The 19183-nt window shown below is 72.4% G+C and carries 16 protein-coding genes; 9 read left to right on the top strand and 7 right to left on the bottom strand.

From position 1 onward, the window contains the following. Positions 1-62: 62 nt before the first annotated feature. Positions 63-1838: a 3-hydroxybutyryl-CoA dehydrogenase gene (locus AB0K51_RS18240; RefSeq protein ID WP_363456052.1), complete on the bottom strand. Its 1776-nt coding sequence runs from the start codon at positions 1836-1838 to the stop codon at positions 63-65. A 384-nt stretch (positions 1839-2222) separates the two neighbouring features. Between AB0K51_RS18240 and AB0K51_RS18235 the strand changes: the two genes are divergently transcribed. Beyond that, complete coding sequence (locus AB0K51_RS18235; RefSeq protein ID WP_363456050.1) at positions 2223-2804, top strand: Uma2 family endonuclease; 582 nt, start codon at positions 2223-2225, stop codon at positions 2802-2804. A gap of 67 nt (positions 2805-2871) precedes the next feature. Here AB0K51_RS18235 and AB0K51_RS18230 read toward each other — a convergent pair whose 3' ends face one another. Beyond that, a complete protein-coding gene (locus AB0K51_RS18230) occupies positions 2872-4359 on the bottom strand; it encodes an MFS transporter (protein ID WP_363456047.1) in 1488 nt (495 codons plus the stop codon). Positions 4360-4479: 120 nt separating this feature from the next. Further along, positions 4480-5115 carry a TetR/AcrR family transcriptional regulator gene (locus AB0K51_RS18225; protein ID WP_363456044.1) on the bottom strand — a complete coding sequence of 212 codons (636 nt, stop codon included), beginning with the start codon at positions 5113-5115 and terminating at the stop codon, positions 4480-4482. 220 nt (positions 5116-5335) lie between these two features. Between AB0K51_RS18225 and AB0K51_RS18220 the strand changes: the two genes are divergently transcribed. Both AB0K51_RS18220 and AB0K51_RS18215 read left to right on the top strand, forming a co-directional pair. Then, entirely contained in the window at positions 5336-6646 is a 1311-nt protein-coding gene (locus AB0K51_RS18220) for a glutamine synthetase family protein (protein WP_363456041.1), read from the top strand. A gap of 94 nt (positions 6647-6740) precedes the next feature. Beyond that, positions 6741-7322, top strand: a complete 582-nt coding sequence (locus tag AB0K51_RS18215; protein ID WP_363456038.1) for a hypothetical protein — start codon at positions 6741-6743, stop codon at positions 7320-7322. Here AB0K51_RS18215 and AB0K51_RS18210 read toward each other — a convergent pair. Genes AB0K51_RS18210 through AB0K51_RS18200 form a run of 3 tightly spaced genes read right to left on the bottom strand, consistent with a single transcriptional unit; the run spans position 7295 to position 9498 of the window. After that, on the bottom strand, positions 7295-7735 hold the full coding sequence (locus AB0K51_RS18210) for a hypothetical protein (RefSeq protein WP_363456035.1): 441 nt from the start codon (positions 7733-7735) through the stop codon (positions 7295-7297). The two genes, AB0K51_RS18215 and AB0K51_RS18210, sit on opposite strands and share 28 nt — an antisense overlap. Then, the gene (locus AB0K51_RS18205; RefSeq protein ID WP_363456033.1) at positions 7732-7875 is read right to left on the bottom strand and encodes a hypothetical protein; all 144 of its coding nucleotides are present in this window, start codon (positions 7873-7875) and stop codon (positions 7732-7734) included. Before AB0K51_RS18205 ends, AB0K51_RS18210 begins: the two co-directional genes overlap by 4 nt. 39 nt (positions 7876-7914) lie before the next feature. Further along, complete coding sequence (locus AB0K51_RS18200) at positions 7915-9498, bottom strand: cellulase family glycosylhydrolase (protein ID WP_363456030.1); 1584 nt, start codon at positions 9496-9498, stop codon at positions 7915-7917. Positions 9499-9710: 212 nt separating this feature from the next. Between AB0K51_RS18200 and AB0K51_RS18195 the strand changes: the two genes are divergently transcribed. Both AB0K51_RS18195 and AB0K51_RS18190 read left to right on the top strand, forming a co-directional pair. Further along, positions 9711-12620: a glycoside hydrolase family 48 protein gene (locus AB0K51_RS18195; protein ID WP_363456027.1), complete on the top strand. Its 2910-nt coding sequence runs from the start codon at positions 9711-9713 to the stop codon at positions 12618-12620. Positions 12621-12810: 190 nt separating this feature from the next. After that, on the top strand, positions 12811-14289 hold the full coding sequence (locus AB0K51_RS18190) for a S8 family serine peptidase (RefSeq protein ID WP_363456024.1): 1479 nt from the start codon (positions 12811-12813) through the stop codon (positions 14287-14289). Between the two features lie 37 nt (positions 14290-14326). Here the strand turns inward: AB0K51_RS18190 and AB0K51_RS18185 are convergent, their stop codons facing one another. After that, positions 14327-15226 carry a HipA family kinase gene (locus AB0K51_RS18185; protein WP_363456022.1) on the bottom strand — a complete coding sequence of 300 codons (900 nt, stop codon included), beginning with the start codon at positions 15224-15226 and terminating at the stop codon, positions 14327-14329. A gap of 78 nt (positions 15227-15304) precedes the next feature. Between AB0K51_RS18185 and AB0K51_RS18180 the strand changes: the two genes are divergently transcribed. The 4 genes from AB0K51_RS18180 to AB0K51_RS18165 all read left to right on the top strand — a co-directional run bounded on the left by AB0K51_RS18180 (position 15305) and on the right by AB0K51_RS18165 (position 19181). Beyond that, on the top strand, positions 15305-15685 hold the full coding sequence (locus AB0K51_RS18180) for an Imm21 family immunity protein (RefSeq protein ID WP_363456019.1): 381 nt from the start codon (positions 15305-15307) through the stop codon (positions 15683-15685). A 37-nt stretch (positions 15686-15722) separates the two neighbouring features. Continuing rightward, positions 15723-16163 carry an SRPBCC family protein gene (locus AB0K51_RS18175; RefSeq protein ID WP_363456017.1) on the top strand — a complete coding sequence of 147 codons (441 nt, stop codon included), beginning with the start codon at positions 15723-15725 and terminating at the stop codon, positions 16161-16163. Between the two features lie 119 nt (positions 16164-16282). Further along, positions 16283-17446: a glycosyltransferase gene (locus tag AB0K51_RS18170; RefSeq protein WP_363456014.1), complete on the top strand. Its 1164-nt coding sequence runs from the start codon at positions 16283-16285 to the stop codon at positions 17444-17446. Between the two features lie 235 nt (positions 17447-17681). After that, the gene (locus AB0K51_RS18165) at positions 17682-19181 is read left to right on the top strand and encodes a sugar transferase (RefSeq protein WP_363456011.1); all 1500 of its coding nucleotides are present in this window, start codon (positions 17682-17684) and stop codon (positions 19179-19181) included. Positions 19182-19183: the final 2 nt, after the last annotated feature.

Raw genomic sequence — 19183 nt, 5'->3', positions numbered from 1 at the left:
CACCGGAGCGGGCCCCTGGCGGGGACCCTGGGCGCCCGGCTGGGCGCCCGTCGGCCGGCCGGTCATCGCCGTGCGTGGTCGCGGAAGCCGCGCCCGGTCTTGCGGCCCAGGCAGCCCGCCGCCACCAGGTGCTCCAGCAGCGGCGCCGCCGCCAGCCCCGGCTCGCGGAACTCCTGGTGCAGCACCTGCTCGATGGTCAGCGACACGTCCAGGCCCACCACGTCCAGCAGTTCGAACGGGCCCATCGGGTAGCCGCAGCCGAGCTTCATCGCGGTGTCGATGTCGTCCACCGTCGCGTAGTGCTCCTGCAGCATCCGCACCGCGTCGTTCAGGTAAGGGAACAGCAGGGCGTTGACGATGAAACCGGCCCGGTCGCCGCACTCCACCGGGTGCTTGCGGACCTTCGCGCACAGCTCCAGCACGGTCGCGGTGACGTCCTCCGCGGTGAGCACCGTGGAGACCACCTCGACCAGCTTCATGGCCGGCGCCGGGTTGAAGAAGTGCATGCCGACCACGTCCCGCGGCCGCCCGGTGGCGGTCGCGCAGGAGATCACCGGCAGCGAGGAGGTGGTGGTGGCCAGCACCGCGCCCGGCCGGACGATCTTGTCCAGCGCCGCGAACAGCTCGCGCTTGACCGCCAGGTCCTCGGCCACCGCCTCGACCACCAGGTCCACCTCGGCCAGGTCCTGGTACGAGCCGGTCGGGGTGACCAGCGCCAGCGCCGCGTCCCGGGCCTGCTCGGTCAGCCGGCCCTTCGCCACCGAACGCTCCAGCGACCTCGCCAGCTGCGCCTTCGCCGCGTCCGCCTTCTCCTGGCTGCGGGCCGCCAGCAGCACCGGCAGGCCCGCCTTGACGAACACCTCCACGATGCCGGTCGCCATCGTGCCGCTGCCGCACACGCCGATGCTCCGCACCTCGCGGCCGGCCGGACGCTGCTCCGCCGCCGCGGCCGCCTCCGCGACCACCTTCGACGAACCCGGGCCCTCGTAGGTGTAGAAGCCGCGGCCCGACTTGCGGCCCAGCAGGCCCGCCGCGACCAGCTGGCCGAGGATCGGCGCCGGGGCGTGCAGGCGGTCCTTCGACTGCTCGTACATCGCCTCCAACACGGTGCGGGCGGTGTCGATGCCGATCAGGTCCAGCAGCGCCAGCGGCCCCATCGGCAGGCCGCAGCCCAGCCGCATCGCCGCGTCGATGTCCTCCCGGGTCGCGTACCGGGACTCGAACATCGCCGCCGCCTGGTTCAGGTACGCGAACAGCAGGCCGTTGGCGATGAACCCGGCCCGGTCGCCCGCCGCCACCGGCTCCTTGCCCAGGTCGCGGGCGAACTCGGCGACCTGATCGGCCGCCTGAGGGGAGGTCAGCACCGTGCGCACCACCTCGACCAGCTTCATCGAGTGCACCGGGTTGAAGAAGTGCACGCCCAGCACCCGCTCCGGCCGCGAGGTCGCGGCGGCGATCCGGGTCACGCTCAGCGCGGTGGTCCCGGTCGCCAGCACCGTCTCCGGCGGGCAGATCCGGTCCAGCTCGGCGAACAGCTCCCGCTTCAGCTCGAGGTCCTCCGGGACCTCCTCGATCACCAGGTCCGCCTGCGCGGCCGCGGACAGCTCCGCGCCGACCTCGATCCGGGCCAGCAGCTGCGCCCGCTCCTCGGCGCCGAGCCGCTCACGCTCCACCGCCCGCGCCGTCGCCGCCTCGATCCGGGCCAGCGCCCGCACCGCCTGCTCGGGCCCGGCCTCGACGCCGATCACCCGCCGACCACTCCGGGCCACCGCCACGGCCACCCCGGCACCCATCGTGCCCAGGCCGACCACGGCCACCGTCGGAAAAGCACGCTCCATTGTCCAGACTCCTTGTCCAGGGCCCGCGCCGCGGCCCCCGCCACCACCGGCCGCGACAACGCGAACCCGGTGGAGGGTGTGGACGGGGGAGGGTGCGCCGACGGCGCGGGAGATAACGGGAGGAAAGATCGCGGCCCCCGCACGGCAGACCGGTCCGCTCCGGTCCGTACCGCGGGGGAAAGCCGTCATGCTCAGGCGCTCTGACAAGACGTGAAGCGACGCTGACACACAGCAGAAAGAGCAACCCGCCGGTGCGGCTCCCGAAGCCCGGCGCTGGTGCGTGCGGACACTGTAGCCGAGTTACCGGCGGGTAGGAAGAGCGAAGTGCGGCACGGGCATTGCTGCGTGCTCATACTGTGGCCGCAGCCCGCGAAGGAGGCCACCATGGCTGTCATGACGACCGAACACCCGCAGATGGACCTGGAGCAGTTCAGAGCGATCGCCATAGCTGCCGAGCGCCAAGACGTCGTGATCGAGTTCATCAACGGCAGGATCGGAGTCAAGCCGGTGCCCGACGGCGACCACGGCGAGATCATCAGGTGGGTTTCGAAGCGCTGCATGCAGCAGCGTCCGGATCTCTGGCTCTATGCCGAGCAGGGTCTCCGCGTTGAGGAGTACCGCGCCGGGCATGCGAAGCCCGACGGTGCTCTCGCGCGCGATGGTGCGTTCGCGGGCCAGGGCGAGTGGGCGGACTCCGAGCCGGTGCTGATGGTGGTCGAGGTGACGTCGTACGACGCCGACGCCGATCGGCGCGACCGGGTGGAGAAGCCGCGGGCCTACGCCGAGACCGGGATCCCGGTGTTCCTGCTGGTCGACCGGGACGCCGGTGCCGTGACGGTGCACAGCGAGCCGGAGGACGGCCGCTACCGGAGCATCGTGACGCTGTCGTACGGGCACACCGTCGAGCTGCCGGAGCCGGTGGGTGTGACGCTCGAGACGGAGGAGCTCAAGGAGTTCAGCCGCTGATGGCGGGAATGCCGAACGGCCCGTCCGGAGGGAACCGGGCGGGCCGTTCGGGTGTGCTGACGGGGTGTCAGTGGGCCATGACGGGGACGGCGTCCTCGGTGGCCTCGTCGGAGGCGTGGGGTGCGGGCTTGCCGGCGTTGACCAGGGTGAAGGCGGTGAGGCCGGCCAGGATCAGGATGCCGAAGGACCACCAGATCGCGGTGGAGTAGGAGTGCACCTGGACCTGCAGCTTGAACAGGTCGGGGTTGGTGGCGGCGGCGCCGTGCGCCTTGGCGTACGCGGTCGCGGCGCTGTTGGCGACGGTGCTCAGCAGCGCGGTGCCGATCGCGCCGCCGACCTGCTGCGAGGTGTTGACCATCGCCGAGGCGACACCGGCGTCCCGCGGCTGGACGCCGTAGGTGGCCAGGCTCATCGCGGGCATGAACGCGGTACCCATGCCGAGGCCCATCAGGACCAGGCCGGGCAGCACCTGCCAGTACGAGGTGCCGACGTCGATCTGGGTCAGGATCAGCATGCCCAGCGCGGCGACGAGGAAGCCGGGGGCCATCAGGAAGCGGGCCGGGACCCGGGTCATCAGGCGGGCGCCGATCTGGGTGGAGCCGGTGATCATGCCGGCCACCATCGGGAGGAAGGCCAGACCGTTCTTCACCGGGCTGTAGCCCAGCACCTGCTGCATGTAGAAGGTCAGGAACAGGAACAGGCCGAACATGCCGATCACGGCCATGCCGAGCGAGAGGTAGACGCCACCGCGGTTGCGGTCGGCGATCACGCGCAGCGGCAGCAGCGGGGCCTTGACCCGGCTCTCGACGAACACGAACGCGGCCAGCAGCACCGCGGCGGCGACGAACAGCGCGATGGTGGTGCCGTCGCCCCAGCCGTTGCTCTCGGCGCGGGTGAAGCCGTACACCAGCGAGACCAGGCCGGTGGTGACCAGCAGCACGCCCGGGATGTCCAGGCGGTTGCGGTTGAGGCCGACGGCGGGCTCACGGATGACCATGACGGCGCCGACGATGGCGATCACGGCGAACGGGATGTTGACGTAGAAGGTCCAGCGCCAGTTCAGGTACTCGGTGAGGACGCCGCCCAGGATCAGGCCGATCGCGCCGCCACCGCCGGCGACCGCGCCGTAGATGCCGAACGCCTTGGCGCGCTCCTTGCCGTCGGTGAACATCACCGCGAGCAGCGACAGCGCGGCGGGCGCGAGCAGCGCGCCGAACACGCCCTGCAGGGCGCGGGCGCCCAGCAGCATCGCGGTGTTGGCGGCCGCGCCGCCGAGGGCGGAGGCCGCCGCGAAGCCGATCAGGCCGACCATGAAGGTCCGGCGGCGGCCCCACAGGTCCGCGACCCGGCCGCCGAAGAGCAGCAGGCCGCCGAAGGCCAGGGCGTAGGCGGTGATCACCCATTGGCGGGTGCTGTCGGCGAAGCCGAGGTCGACCTGGGCGCTCGGGAGAGCGATGTTCACCACGGTCGCGTCGAGGACGACCATCAGCTGGGCCAGTGCGATGAAGGCCAGCGCCTTCCACCGGCGCGGGTCCGGCTGGAGGGTGTCAGACATGGAGGTACCCACTTGTGTGTGCGAGAGCGTACGAAGACGTCGAGGTCGTGCAGGGGCGGGCCGGAGCGGTTGACGGGCTCGGACCGGAAGTTCGGGTGTCCCGGCGGGCGGGCCGACGGGTCAGGCGCGGATCGAGAGGTCCTCCAGGGTCGCGGCACGGCCGGGCAGCTCGGACGGGGCGGGAGCCCGCAGGCCGTCGAGCAGGAGCTGCAGGTGACGATGGACGTAGGGGTCCAGGTCGAGGCAACCGAAGCCGGGGAGCGGTCGGGTGAGCTGGGCCAGGGCGACGACGACGTCGCCCGCTCCGACGTCGGAGCGGAGCAGACCGTCGGCCTGGGCGCGGGAGATCAGGTCGTCGGTGACCTGCTTCATCTCGACCCGCGCTTCGGAGAGTTCGGGGCAGTGCGGATCGACGGTGTCGGAGAGCAGCGGACAGAGCGCGCCGATCCGTTCGTCCGCCGCGGCGTGGACGAACCGGCTGAAGGCCGCGAAGGAGTCCGGCTCCTCGGCGGTGGCCGCGTGGGCGTGCGCCACGATCCGCTCCATCACCTGGAGCGAGACCTCCTGGATGAGCATGGCGCGGTCCGCGAAGTTCCGGTACAGCGTGGCGTTGCCGACACCGGCCCGGCGGGCGATCTCGTCCAGCGGGGCCATCGCCCCGTACTCGACGAAGGCCTCCCGGGCGGCGGTCACGATGCGCGCCCGGTTGCGGGTGGCGTCCGCGCGCTGGCGGGGCGCGGTGGCGACGGTGGTCATGACGGCGCTCCTTTCGAGCGGCGGACGGAGTGGGGAGCGACTCCCCGTTTCGGTGCGGACAGAGGGATAAACGGGGAGTAGGTCCCCGGAAATTTCGTCGGATCGTGTGAGCTGCGTCACATCTGATGATCCCAGTCGCGTCAGAGTGGTGCGTCCACGGACGAGTGACCCTGCGGCGCGGCCGCACGCCGCCACGCCGGAGGGTCGCCAGGATGGCCCCATGAGCACCGCCAAGCCCCGCACCGAGCGCGCCGCCGAGGCCCGGGTGGCCGCCACCCGGATCGAAGCCGAGGGGGTGGACGGCGTGATCATCAGCTGGGTGGACAACGCCGGCGTCACCCGGGTCAAGACCGTACCGGTGCGTGGCCTGGAGGCCGCCGCCCAGTGGGGCGTCGGCGCCGCGCCCTGCTTCGACGCCTTCCTGGTCGACGACTCGCTCGCCCCGTCCGGCGGGCCGGTCGGCGACCTCCGGCTGATCCCCGACCTCGCCGCGCTGCACCGCCTGGCCGCCCAGCCCGGCTGGGCCTGGGCCCCCGGCGACCGCTACACCCAGCAGGGCGACCCGCACCCCGGCTGCCAGCGGCTGTTCGCCCGCCGGATGACCGACGCGCTCGCCGAACGCGGACTGACCGTACTGGCCGGCATCGAGGTCGAGTGGGTGGTGGACGGCGGCGCCCCCGGCCCCGCGTACGGCATGCGCCGGGTGATCGGCAACAGCGACTACCTGCGCGACCTGCTGCGCGCGCTGCGCGAGCAGGAGCTGACCGTCCTGCAACTGCACCCCGAGTACACCGACGGGCAGTTCGAGCTCTCGGTCGCGCCGGAAGGCCCGGTGGAGGCCGCCGACACCGCACTGCTGGTGCGCGGCACCGTGCAGGCGGTCTCCGCCCGGCACGGCCTGCAGGCCAGCTTCGCCCCCGTCTTCACCGCAGGGGGCGTCGGCAACGGCGGCCACCTGCACCTCAGCCTCTGGCGGGACGGCCACAACCTCGGCCACGGCGGCGCCGGACCGTACGGCCTGACCCGGGAGGCCGAGGCGTTCCTCGCGGGCGTGCTCGCCGAACTGCCCGCGCTGCTCGCCCTCGGCGCCCCGTCCGTCGCCAGCTACCTGCGGCTGGTGCCCGGCCACTGGTCCGGGCCGCACCGCTGCTGGGGACTGGAGAACCGGGAAGCCGCGCTACGGCTGATCACCGGCTCGGCACCCGAGCAGGCCAACGCCGAGGTCAAGTGCTTCGACGCCGCCGCCAACCCCTACCTCGCCGTCGGCGGCGTCCTGGCCGCCGGACTGGCCGGACTCGGCGCCGCGCTGCACCTCCCCGCCGAGACCACCGGCGACCCCGACGGTGCGGCCGAGCGGCTCCCCGCCACCCTCGACCAGTCCGTCGAGGCGCTGCGCAAGTCCGCGGTGCTCCGCGAGGCGATGGGCGAGCAGCTCTGGCAGTCCGTGATCGACGTCCGCGAGGCCGAGATCGCCCGCTTCGCCGACAGCGGCCCCGAGGAGATCGTCGCGGCCACCCGCTGGCGCTACTGACGCCCCGTCACCGGGCGACCCGCCCGCCATGGCCTGTCGCGGCGGACCGATAGCATCCGGGACCGCGGGGAGACACGCGTCGGTGGGGGAGCGGATGTTCTGGATCGGGTTGCTGTTGTTCGCGGGCGTGGGCTTCGAGCTCGGCCTGGTGCTGGAGGGGGCGACCGGGCTCGGGGACGCCTCCGGGGTCGCGCCGTTCGTGATCGGGGTCAACCTGGTGCCGTGGACGGGGGTGCTGGCCGGCGGGGCGCTGTGGGCCGGGAGCGAGAAGCGCCGCGGAGTGGCGGCCGGCCCCAAGTCGCCCGCCCTGGCCCGAGTGGAGAGTGCCCGGGCGACCGGCGACGGGCCGAACCACACCGTGAAGCTCGACCTGACGGTGGCCCCGAAGGGCGTCGCGCCGTACCGGGTGCACACCACCGCGCGGGTCAACGTGATGGACCTGGACGGCTACAAGGCCGGCCGGACGCTGGACGTGTCCTACGACCCGCAGCGCCCCTGGAAGGTCGAGGTCGCCGCGCTCGCCGAGAACGCCCCGCAGGTACCGCTGGACGGCGCCCCGGAGTCCACCCGGGCGTCCGAGCCGCCCACCGCCCGCCGGCGCGGCGTGCTGCCCGCCGCGGCGATTGCCCTGCTGCTCGGGTTCGGGCTCTACTTCTCGCTGTACTGGGGGAGTTGAGCGGTCTCGAGGGCCGGCTCGTGCAGCGCCATCGACTCGGTGTCGGCCCGGCACAGGGTCAGGCCGCGGACCGGGTGGAAGTGCAGCCGCAGTTTGGACGCGTCCCGCTGGGCGTACAGCACCACCGCGCCGGAGTCGCTGCGGTCCCGCGCCAACCGCCAGCCCGCCAGCAGGGACTCGGCGCGCTCCAGCAGGCCGGGGCCGTTCGGCGGCGGGTCGAGGGCGACCTGGCGGTAGTAGGCGAAGGTGCGCGGGTCGCCGAGCGCCGTCAGGTCGGGGTGCTCGGGCAGCTCCGCGACCGGGGCCCGGCCGGGGGCCAGCGCCTCCAGCAGGGCGGCGAACTCGGCGAACAGCCGCTCGCCGCGCCGCCGCAGCTCCTCCCGCGCACCGGGTATCTCCGCACCGCCCGTCATGCCGCCCGCCCCTCGCCTCGACGTTCCGTCAGCGGCCCGGCGCCTTCCGGGATGGTGCTCGGGCCGCGCCGGGCGAGCAGATTGTAGGCCGCGGCGATGACGAAAACAGCACCGCCGACCGACCCGCCGGTGTGGTTCACCCGCTGTTCACCACGGCCCGGCGGGCGGCCGGCGGTACGTCAGTTCACCGCGAGCAGGTGGTTCTTGAGGCCCTGGCCGAAGGCGGTCGGGGTGCCGTCGAAGGAGGAGATCAGCGACGGGCCCTGGCCGCAGTCCCAGGTGTTCCAGGTCCAGCCGAGGTAGGAGACCCTGGCCGCGTCGGCCCAGGACATCACCTGGTCGACGAAGGAGTGGGCGCAGTCGTTCTCGCCGATCTCGCCGATCACCACCGGGACCTGGGCGGCCAGCGGAGCCACCGTCGAGCTCCAGCAGGACTGGTTGGCACAGGTGTTGAAGTTGTACACGTGCCAGGAGGCGGCCAGGTTGCCGGTCGCGTCGGTCGGCTTGTGGGAGAGCCACTGGCCGAGGTCGTTGGAGTAGGCGAGGCCGCCGAGCAGGATGACGTTCTTCGCGCCGGTGGTGCGCACCGCGTTGACCAGGGTCTGCATGCCGCTGACCGGGTAGCCGATGCCGGGGCAGGCGCTGCCGCCGTCCCGCCAGCAGTTCCACGCCTGGTCGAGGCCGGAGACCGCGCGGTCCGCGTACGGCTCGTTCAGTAGGTCGAAGACGACCGAGGTGTCGCCCTTGAAGGTGTCGGCGACCGAGCTCCAGAAGGTCGCCGCGCCCGCGCCCGGCATCGGCTTCTGGCAGGTGGAGTTGACGTCCGCGCAGCCGGAGGAGTTGCCGGTGTAGACGCCCGAGGTCCAGTGCAGGTCGATGATCGGGGTGAGCCCGGCGTCCCGCAGCGCGGCGACGAAGTTCTTCACCGCGGTGCGGTAGTTCTCGCCCGCGTACTCGGGCTTGACATTCGAAGCGCCGTTCCAGCAGTCCTCGTTGACGGGGACTCGGACGGCGTTGGCCTTCCAGCCCTTGATCGCGGCGATCGAGGCGGCGTCCACCGGGCCGTCGGTGAAGCCGTAGCCCTGGACGCACATGAACTCCATGCCGGAGCGGTTCACGCCGCGCAGGATCACCTGCGAACCGGCCGCGTTCACCAGGGCGTTGCCCGAGACGTGCAGCTCGGGCGCCTTGCCGGAGCCGGTGCCGGTGCTGCCGGACGGCGACGGCGACGACGACGGTGAGGCGGACGCGGAGGGGGAGGCCGACGGGGAGGACGAAGCGGAGGGCGAGGCAGAAGCCGAGGGGGATGCGGAGGGCGAGGGAGAGGGCGACGGCGACGATCCCGCGCCGGTGCAGGCCGTCCCGTTGACGGTGAACGCGGTCGGGGCCGCGTTGCCGCCGCTGTAGGAGAAGTTGGCGCCCGCGCTCGCCGATCCGCCGACCGCGAGGGTGCCGTTCCAGGAGGCGTTGGTGACGGTGACCGTCTTGCCGGACTGGCTCCAGGTGCCGTTCCAGCCGCTGGAGAGCGTCTGGTTGCCGGCGTAGGAGTAGCCGAGGGTCCAGCCGTCGATCGCGGTGGTTCCGGTGTTCGTAAGTTTCACGGTGGCGGTGAAGCCGGTGCCCCAGTCGTTGCCGACGGTGTAGTCGACGGAACACTGGACCCCGGCCGCTGCCGCGGGACCCGCGCCGGTGAGCGCGAGGGTGGCCGCTGCGGTCGCGGCCAGCGCCGAGACCAGCGCTGTGGTGGTGGTGCGGACAGTCATGTCCGGCTCCTCGAAGGAGTGGCGAAATGGGCGCGCTCCCACAAGCCCGCCCCGAACCCTAGCCAGGGGTAAGGGAGTTGCCAACACTCGGGGCTGCGACGTCTCTTGACAGTCGGCATGCCCCTCCCGATATTTGGGAGCGCTCCCACAGCTCCACAGCTTCACCGTTCTCCATGGAGACTCCCCCACCCACCCCCACCCGAGGAGCCGTCATGTCCCCACCCCGCAACCGGGTCTCGGCGTTCACCGCAGCTCTGACACTGCTGGCCGCCGGCCTCTCCACGGCGGCCGCCGTCCCGGCCGCCGCCGCCGGCCTCCAGTGTTCCGTCGACTACACGGTCGGCACCGACTGGGGCAGCGGCTTCACCGCCAACGTGGCGATCAACAACAAGGGCACCGCCGCGATCAACGGCTGGACCCTCAGCTACTCCTACGCCGGCAACCAGACGCTCTCCAGCGGCTGGAACGGCACCTGGAGCCAGTCCGGCAAGACGGTCACCGTCGCCAACGCCTCCTGGAACGGGACCATCGCGGCCGGCGGATCGACCAGCGCGGGCGCCAACTTCTCGTACAGCGGGACGAACGCCGCCCCCACCTCGTTCGCGGTCAACGGGACCAGCTGCACGGGTGCGCACGCGGCTCCGACCACCACGCTGACCAGCCCGGCCCCGGGCGCCAACTACCAGTCCGGCGCGGCCATCCCGCTGGCGGCGACCGCCACCGCGGCGGACGGCGCGGCCATCAGCAAGGTGGAGTTCTACGACAACACCGCGCTGCTGGGCACCGCCACCACCGCGCCGTACACCTTCAACTGGAGCGGCGCCGCGGCCGGCAGCCACTCGGTCTACGCCAAGGCGTACGACAGCCTCGGCGCGAGCAGCGAGTCGACCCCGGCGGGCATCACCGTCGCGGCCGGTCCGGCGATCTCCGCCACCCCGGTGAGCCTCTCGGTCAACCAGGGCAAGACCGGCAGCTTCACCCTGAAGCTGTCGAGCCAGCCCGCCGCGAACGTCACCGTCACCACCACCCGCACCTCGGGCAACACCGGACTGTCCATCAGCTCCGGGGCGACGCTGACCTTCACGCCGAGCAACTGGTCCACCGCGCAGACCGTGACGCTCACCGCCGACGCCGCCTCCACGGGCGCCGCGACCTTCACCTCCGCCGCCACCGGGTACACCTCCTCGGCGGTCACCGTGACCGAGCTGACCGCGGCCACCGGCGTGTACAACGACCGGTTCCTGCAGCTGTACAACAAGATCAAGGACCCGGCGAACGGCTACTTCTCGCCCGAGGGCATCCCCTACCACTCGGTGGAGACCCTGCTGGTCGAGGCCCCCGACCAGGGCCACGAGACCACCTCGGAGGCGTACTCCTACCTGCTCTGGCTGGAGGCCCAGTACGGCCGGGTGTCCCAGGACTGGTCGAAGTTCAACGCGGCATGGACGCTCATGGAGACGTACATGATCCCGGGCCACGCCGACCAGCCGACCAACTCCTCGTACAACGCGTCGAAGCCGGCCACCTACGCCCCCGAGCACCCGCTGCCGAGCGACTACCCGTCGGCGCTGGACACCTCGGTGACGGCGGGCAACGACCCGATCGCCGGTGAGCTGAAGAGCGCGTACGGCACCGACGACATCTACGGCATGCACTGGCTGCAGGACGTCGACAACGTCTACGGCTACGGCAACGCGCCCGGCAAGTGCGAGGCCGGTCCGAGCGACACCGGGCCGTCCTTCATCAACACCTACCAGCGCGGCGCGCAGGAGTCGGTGTGGGAGACCATCCCGCAGCCCACCTGCGACAAGTTCGCCTACGGCGGCAAGAACGGCTACCTGGACCTGTTCGTCAAGGACAGCTCCTACGCCAAGCAGTGGAAGTACACCGACGCGCCGGACGCCGACGCCCGCGCGATCCAGGCCGCCTACTGGGCGGACACCTGGGCCAAGGCGCAGGGCCAGGGCTCGCAGGTGGCCACCACCGTGGCCAAGGCCGGCAAGATGGGCGACTACCTGCGGTACTCGTTCTTCGACAAGTACTTCAAGAAGATCGGCAACTGCGTCGGTGCCTCCACCTGCGCGGCGGGCAACGGCAAGGACTCCGAGCACTACCTGCTCTCCTGGTACTACGCCTGGGGCGGCGCCACCGACACCTCGGCCGCCTGGTCCTGGCGGATCGGCGACGGCGCGGCGCACGGCGGCTACCAGAACCCGATGGCCGCGTACGCCCTGGTGAACGACCCGGCCATGGCGCCCAAGTCGACCACCGGCAAGACCGACTGGACCACCTCGATGGGCCGTCAGGTCGAGTTCGTGCAGTGGCTGCAGTCCGCCGAGGGCGCGATCGCCGGCGGTGCCACCAACAGCTGGGAGGGCAGCTACGCCGCCCCGCCGGCCGGCACCCCGACCTTCTACGGGATGTTCTACGACGAGGCGCCGGTCTACCACGACCCGCCGTCCAACCAGTGGTTCGGCTTCCAGACCTGGGGTCTGGAGCGGATGGCCGAGTACTACTACGCGAGCGGCGACACCAAGGCCAAGGCGATCCTGGACAAGTGGGTGACCTGGGCGCTGTCCCAGACCACCTTCAACGCGGACGGCAGCTACAAGATCCCGTCCACCCTGGCCTGGAGCGGCAAGCCGGACACCTGGAACGCCACCAGCCCCGGCGCCAACACCGGCCTGCACGTGAGCGTCGTCGACTACACCAACGACGTGGGCGTGGCCGGCTCGTACGCCAAGCTGCTCTCCTACTACGCGGCGAAGTCCGGCAACACCTCGGCCAAGACCGCGGCGCAGAAGCTGCTCGACGGCATGTGGTCCACCAGCCAGGACGCGCTGGGCATCTCGGTGCCCGAGACCCGCACCGACTACAAGCGGTTCAACGACTCGGTCTCGGTGCCGAGCGGCTGGACCGGCACGATGCCCAACGGTGACCCGATCAACAGCAGCTCGACCTTCCTGTCGATCCGGTCCTGGTACAAGAACGACCCGTCGTTCGCCAAGGTCCAGAGCTACCTGAACGGCGGGGCCGCGCCGACGTTCACGTACCACCGGTTCTGGGCGCAGGCCGACGTCGCGACGGCGATGGCGACCTACGGGGAGCTGTTCGGCGGCTGAACCACCTGACGTGCCGTCAGAACAGCGCGAGTGCCCGGTCCGACTGACAGCGGACCGGGCACTCGCCCGTTCTGCGCAGATTGCGCGTCAAGTCTTGATTTTTATCATATGACCTCAATAGTCTCCGGCCCACTCAGCGCTTTCGATCACCCTCGATCGCGCCTGCCGAGACTCGGGAGGGTCAACCCCTATGAGAGTTCCCCGGATCAGCCGCACTTCACTCGCCGCGGCGACGGTCGCCCTCGCCACCACAGGAGCGCTCGCGCTTCCCGCGGTCAGCGCGTCGGCCGCCACCGCGGACGGCCCGCTGCTCAGCTATGTGGTCAACACCCGGGCCAACCACGGCCAGACCCAGAAGGCCGAGCGCGAGATCGCGGCGGCCGGCGGCACCGTGGTGGCCTCCTACGAGCAGATCGGCGTCATCGTCGCCCGCTCCACCGACCCCGGCTTCGCCGCGAAGCTCCGGACGTCCAAGACCATCGACTCGGTCGGTGCCAGCCGCACCGCCGGCATCCAGGCCGCCGACGTCGAGTCCACGGTCGAGGAGGCGGACGTCCCCACCGCCGCGCCCGCCGACGGCACCGAGCCGCTCTGGGCCAACCAGTGGGACATGCGGCAGATCGGCGTGGACACCGCGCACAAGACCACCCTGGGCAGCCGCTCCGTGGTGGTCGGCGTGCTCGACTCCGGCATCGACGGCACCCACGAGGACCTCGCCGCCAACGTCGACCCCGCGCTCTCCGCCTCCTGCCTCAGCGGCAAGGCCGACACCAGCTGGCAGTCCTGGCAGCCCACCAGCAGCGACCACGGCACCCACGTGGCCGGCACCATCGCCGCCGCCAAGAACGGCAAGGGCGTCGAGGGCATCGCGCCCGGCGTCCGGCTCGCCGCGGTCAAGGTGGTCGACGACGGCGGCTTCATCTACCCCGAGTACGCGATCTGCGGCTTCGTCTGGGCCGGCGAGCACCACTTCAAGGTCACCAACAACAGCTACTACATCGACCCGTGGATGTTCAACTGCGCCGGCGACCCCGACCAGGGCGCGGTCAGCGAGGCGGTCCGCCGCGCCGTCGACTTCTCCCGCCGCAACGGCGTGCTCAACGTCGCCGCCGCGGGCAACGAGAACATCGACCTGGCGCACAAGACCGTCGACACCAGCAGCCCCGACGACACCACCCCCGGCGACCGGCCGATCGACCAGAGCTGCCTCGACCTGCCCGCCGAACTGCCCGGCGTGGTCGCGGTCTCCTCCGTCGGCGTCAAGGGCGACAAGTCGTACTACTCCAGCTACGGCCTGGGCACGGTGGCCGTGGCCGCCCCCGGCGGCGACGCGCGCTACCAGCTGCCGGACACCCCCGACCACAACGGCCGGGTGCTCTCCACCATCCGCGGCAACAAGTACGCCTACATGCAGGGCACCTCGATGGCCTCCCCGCACGTCACCGGCGTCGCCGCGCTGCTCGCCTCCACCCACCCGTGGGCCGGCCCCGACGAGCTGCGCGCCCTGCTGGTGAAGCAGGCCGACCCGCACGCCTGCCCCGCCGGCGTGTACAACCCGGGCGGCACCGGCGCGTGGAACGCGACCTGCGAGGGCGACACCGCGAACAACGGCTTCTACGGCGCCGGCGTGGTCTCCGCCGCCAAGGCCGCCGACTGGTGGCGGAGCTGACGTAGCGTCGACCGGTCCCGGCGCGTCGCGCGGTGCGTCACTCGCCGCCGACGTGCCGGGACCAGTCCGCCTCGACCGGGGCCAGCCCCGCCCGGTTCGGCACCTGCTTCAGCCAGTTCGGACGGGCCGCCAGCCGCGCGGCGGCGGCCCGCTCCTCCGCGGCCCGGATCTGCTCCGGCGTGGCGAACCCCTCCGGCAGCCAGGCCGCCGAGTGCTCCACCCGGGCCGCCAGGTGCTCCACGTACGCGTCGCGCACCGCCGCGGGGGAGTCGAAGCCGGGCTCGTCGGCGAGCCAGGCGTCCGGCACCGAGGCGGTGACCTCGCGCAGCAGCTCGCGGGTGACCAGGGGGGCCAGTGCGGCGTCCGCCGCGGCCAGGTCCGGGCCGTAGCCGCCCAGCGCGTGGCCGCTCAGGTCGTAGCGCTTGTGCACCGAGGCGTGGGCGGAGGACCAGCGGTGATGGAAGATCAGCCCCGCGCCGTTGTCGATCAGCCAGAGCCGCCCGTGCCACACCATCAGGTTCGGGTTGTGCACGCTGCGGTCCACGTTGCCGGTCAGCGCGTCCAGCCACACCACCCGGCCGGCCTCGGCCGGCGAGACGTCGATCATGCCCGGCGTGAAGTCCCGGGCGCCCGGCAGCAGGTCCATCCCGAGATTGCGCCCGGCGCTCGCCCGCAGCAGGTCCTGGATCTCCTGGTCCGGCTCCGCCGCGGCCACCGCCGGGTCGAAGTCCACCAGCACCAGCGGAGGCACCCGCAATCCCAGCCGCCGCGCCAGCTCCCCCACGATCACCTCGGCCACCAGCGCCTTCACCCCCTGCGCGGCGCCGGTGAACTTCACCACGTACGTGCCCAGATCGTCCGCCTCCACCACCCCGGGCACCGACCCCCCGGCCCGCAACGGATCGACATACCGCACCGCGGTCACCACATCGAGCATCCGCCCACCCTAATTCGTCGTCAGCGGATCGGCCGACCCAGGGGCCACGCGTCGCAGTCCGACGGCACAACGCGGAGCATGAACGACATCGCCCCCGGACCCGAGATGGTCTGGGCCGAGTCCGGCGGCGGCCCACTGGTCGTCGTCCCCGCGTCCTCGCTGCACCACTGGGGCGGCTGCACCCCGAACGGCTCGACGCTCGGCGGCGGCCCACCGGACGACTACGACCGGGCCTGCGCGATCGAGGACTACGCCGGGGTGGTCACGGCGGAGGCCGTCCTGGACGACCCGGCGGCCCCGTGGGAGGACAGCGGAGTCCGGGTCACCGACGGGCCTGCCCTGCGTTCCACTCCTCGGCCGGCGAGTCCACCTGGGTCGGGGTGGTGCACCTTCGTCGGGAGGCGTGAGAGGGCCCGGGTTTGGTGGTCGGGGGTGGCGGTGGTTGGCTTGGCGCGGTAGGTGACCGTCGACTGCGTGATCGAGGAGAAGTGAGCTGATGGGCAAGGTGTACGCCACCACCGAGCGGGTGTACCAGGCCGCGCCGGCCCGGGTGTACGAGGCGCTGGCGGACTACGCGGTGACCCGGCCGAAGCTGCTGCCCGCGCAGTACAGCGAGTACGAGGTGCGGGCCGGGGGCACCGGCGCGGGGACCCAGGTGCACTGGCGGCTGCAGGCGACCGAGAAGCGGGTGCGGGACTGCCTGTTCACGGTCTCCGCGCCGAGCCCGGAGAAGCTGGTGGAGACCGACGGCAACTCCTCGATGGTGATCACCTGGACGGTGTCCTCGGTCGGCGAGGACGCCGCCAAGGTGACCGTCGAGGCGAGCTGGACCGGCGCCGGCGGCATCGGCGGGTTCTTCGAGCGGACCTTCGCCCCGAAGGGCCTGAACCGGATCCACGACCAGGTGCTCGCCAACCTGGCGGCCGAACTCGGCTGACCCCGAAGCAGAACCGGACACCCGTACGGCTCGTCAGCCGTACGGGTGTCGCGTTTCCCCGGACGGGTGAAGCGGGGCCGGGTCGGACGGGCCGTCAACCTAGGCTCCGGGCCGTGCAGATGACGATCCTTCATGTGTCCCAGCCGGTCGACGGCGGGGTGGCCCGGGTGGTGGTGGACCTGGTGCGCGGTCAGCGGGCGGCGGGCTGCCGGGTGCTGGTGGCGTGTCCGCCGGGCGGGCGGCTGGCCGCCGAGGCGGGCGCGGCGGGCGCCCGGGTGCTGGAGTGGCGGGCCGAGCGCTCGCCGGGGCCGAGCACCGCGGGCGAGGCCCTGCGGCTGCGCCGCATCCTGCGCCGGGCCGAACCGGACGTGCTGCACCTGCACAGCGCGAAGGCGGGCCTGGCGGGCCGGCTGGCCGCCCGCGGCAGGGTGCCGACCGTGTTCCAGCCGCACGCCTGGTCGTTCGCCGCGGTGGACGGCGCGCTCGCCGCGGCCAGCCTGCGCTGGGAGCGGCACGCCACCCGCTGGGCCCGCACGGTGCTGTGCGTGAGCGAGCAGGAGCGGGCGGACGGCGAGCGGGCCGGTCTGCTGGCGGACTGGCGGGTGGTGCCCAACGGCGTCGACCTGGCGCACTTCGCCCCGGCCGACGCGGCCACCCGGCGGGCCGCCCGGATGACCCTCGGCCTGGACCAGTCCGACCCGCTGGCGGTCTGCGTCGGGCGGCTGTGCCGGCAGAAGGGGCAGGACGTGCTGCTGGACGCCTGGGTTCGGGTGCAGGGCGCGGTGCCGAACGCCCGCCTGGTGCTGGTCGGCGGCGGGCCGGACGCGGAGGCGCTGGCCGAGCAGGTGCGCGGGCTGCCGGAGCCGTCCCGGGTGCGGATGGTGGGCGACGTGGCCGATCCCCGGCTGTGGCTCGCGGCGGCCGACCTGGCGGTGCTGCCCTCGCGCTGGGAGGGGATGGCGCTGGCGCCGCTGGAGGCGATGGCGAGCGGGCGGCCGGTGGTGCTCGCCGACGTGCCGGGTGCCCGGGAGTGCCTGCCGCCGGGTGAGGTCGGCCGTTCGGTGGTACCGCCGGAGGACCCGGTCGCGCTGGCCGAACGTCTGGCCGAATTCCTGGGCGATCGGATCGAGTGCGAACGGCGTGGTGCGGCGGCCCGGTCGCATGTAAGTGACAATCACGATATTCGCGGGGTGATTCAGCAGGTCGCGGCGGTCTATCGCACGATCGTTCGCATCGGAGAGGTCCCGGCGAGCCGCAAGGACCGTGTCCCGCAGCAGTTCTGATCGTTTGTCAGACCGTGAACGCCCGCCGGAGCAGGTGCGGCCTTCTTTCCAGAAAGTCTGATTATTGGGCGGGTGGAATGAAATGGCATGTCAGCTTCTCGCATGCACGGCACCGTTCGCTAATGTCTGATTCTGCCTGCTTCGTCTCCATTTTCGATATAGGAATGGTCGACAGCCTCCCACGGCGGCAGGTGCACACCTGGACCGCGGGTACAGCAGGGGAGTTCGTGCGCTGATGACCATTGACCACGAGAGTGTGCCGCGGCCGGGCAGACTGGCAGACCCGCGCCGCAACAGCACCGGCCTGCTGGACCGCCCGACCCGGACCGTCCCGTCGAGGACCTCGGGCGGTCTCGGCCGGCACCGCAGGCGGCTGCACTCTCGGGTCGGGCTCCCCCTCGCGCTGGCCACCGCCGACGTCCTCGCGGTCGGCCTGGCCGCCGCGGCCAGCACCGCGCCCGACACCCAACCCGCCTTCACCGCAGCCCTGTTGCTGCCCGCCCTGGTCCCGCTCAACCTGGCCGGCGGCCTGTACCGCAGCCGGCTCAGTCTCTCCGCACTGGACGAGTTCCCGGCCCTGGCCGCCCGGGCCGGCGTCGCCACCGCCGTCGCGATCACCGCCGACGCCTGCCTGGCCGGCCGCTGGCCCGCCCTCGGCGGCCCCAGCCCGCTGCGGCTGCTCGCCCTGCTCGCGCTGCTGCTGCCGCTCGCCGGCTGCGGCCGCGCCCTCGTCTACCGCTTCACCCGCCGGGCCCGGATCCGCCGCCCCAGCCCGGTGCTGCTGCTCGGCGCCGGCGAACTCGGCCAGCGGATCGCCGGCGTGCTCGCCGACCACCCCGAGTACGGCCTGCGTCCGGTCGGCTTCCTGGACCCGGACCCGGTGCTGCTGCCACCCGGGGGCAAGCTCCCGGTGCTCGGCGGCCGCGAGGTGCTCGGCCGGGTGCTGCGCCGCTACCGGATCCACCACGTGGTGGCCACCGCCGGCGCCGCCGACGAGGCCGAGACCACCGCCGCGCTGCGCCAGGCCGCCCGGCTCGGCTGCCAGGTCTGGCTGGTGCCCGGCCTGCGCGAGTACGGCTCGGTGGCCGCCCTCGGTGCCGCCGACCACCTGTGGGGCTTCCCCTGCCTACGGCTCGGCGCCCCGGCGATGCGCCGCGGCGGATGGATCGTCAAGCGCGCCTTCGACGTGGCCGCGGCCGGCCTCGGCCTGCTGCTGACCTCCCCGGTGCTGGCCGCCTGCGCCCTCGCGGTGCGCTGGGACACCGGCCCCGGGGTGCTCTTCCGCCAGCAGCGCACCGGCCTGGACGGCAGGGTGTTCACCGTCCTCAAGTTCCGCACCCTGCGCCCCAGCAACGAGCACGAGTCGGCGACCCGCTGGAACATCGCGCAGGACCACCGGATGGGCGCGATCGGCAAGTTCCTGCGCAAGACCTCGCTGGACGAGCTCCCGCAGCTGTGGAACGTGCTGTGCGGCGACATGAGCCTGGTCGGCCCGCGCCCCGAACGCCCGTACTTCGTCATGCGGTTCGGCCAGGCGTACCCCGAGTACCCGGACCGCCACCGGGTGCCGGTCGGCCTGACCGGACTGGCCCAGGTGAACGGCCTGCGCGGGGACACCTCGATCGAGGACCGGGCCCGCTTCGACAACCACTACATCGAGGGCTGGAGCCTGTGGCAGGACACCAAGATCCTGCTCCGCACCGCGGCCCTGGTGGTCCGCCCGGACGGGAGCTGAAC

Source organism: Kitasatospora sp. NPDC049285 (assembly GCF_040678815.1).
In the GTDB taxonomy this organism is placed as follows: Bacteria; Actinomycetota; Actinomycetes; order Streptomycetales; family Streptomycetaceae; genus Kitasatospora.
This window is presented reverse-complemented; position numbering and strand designations above follow the sequence as displayed.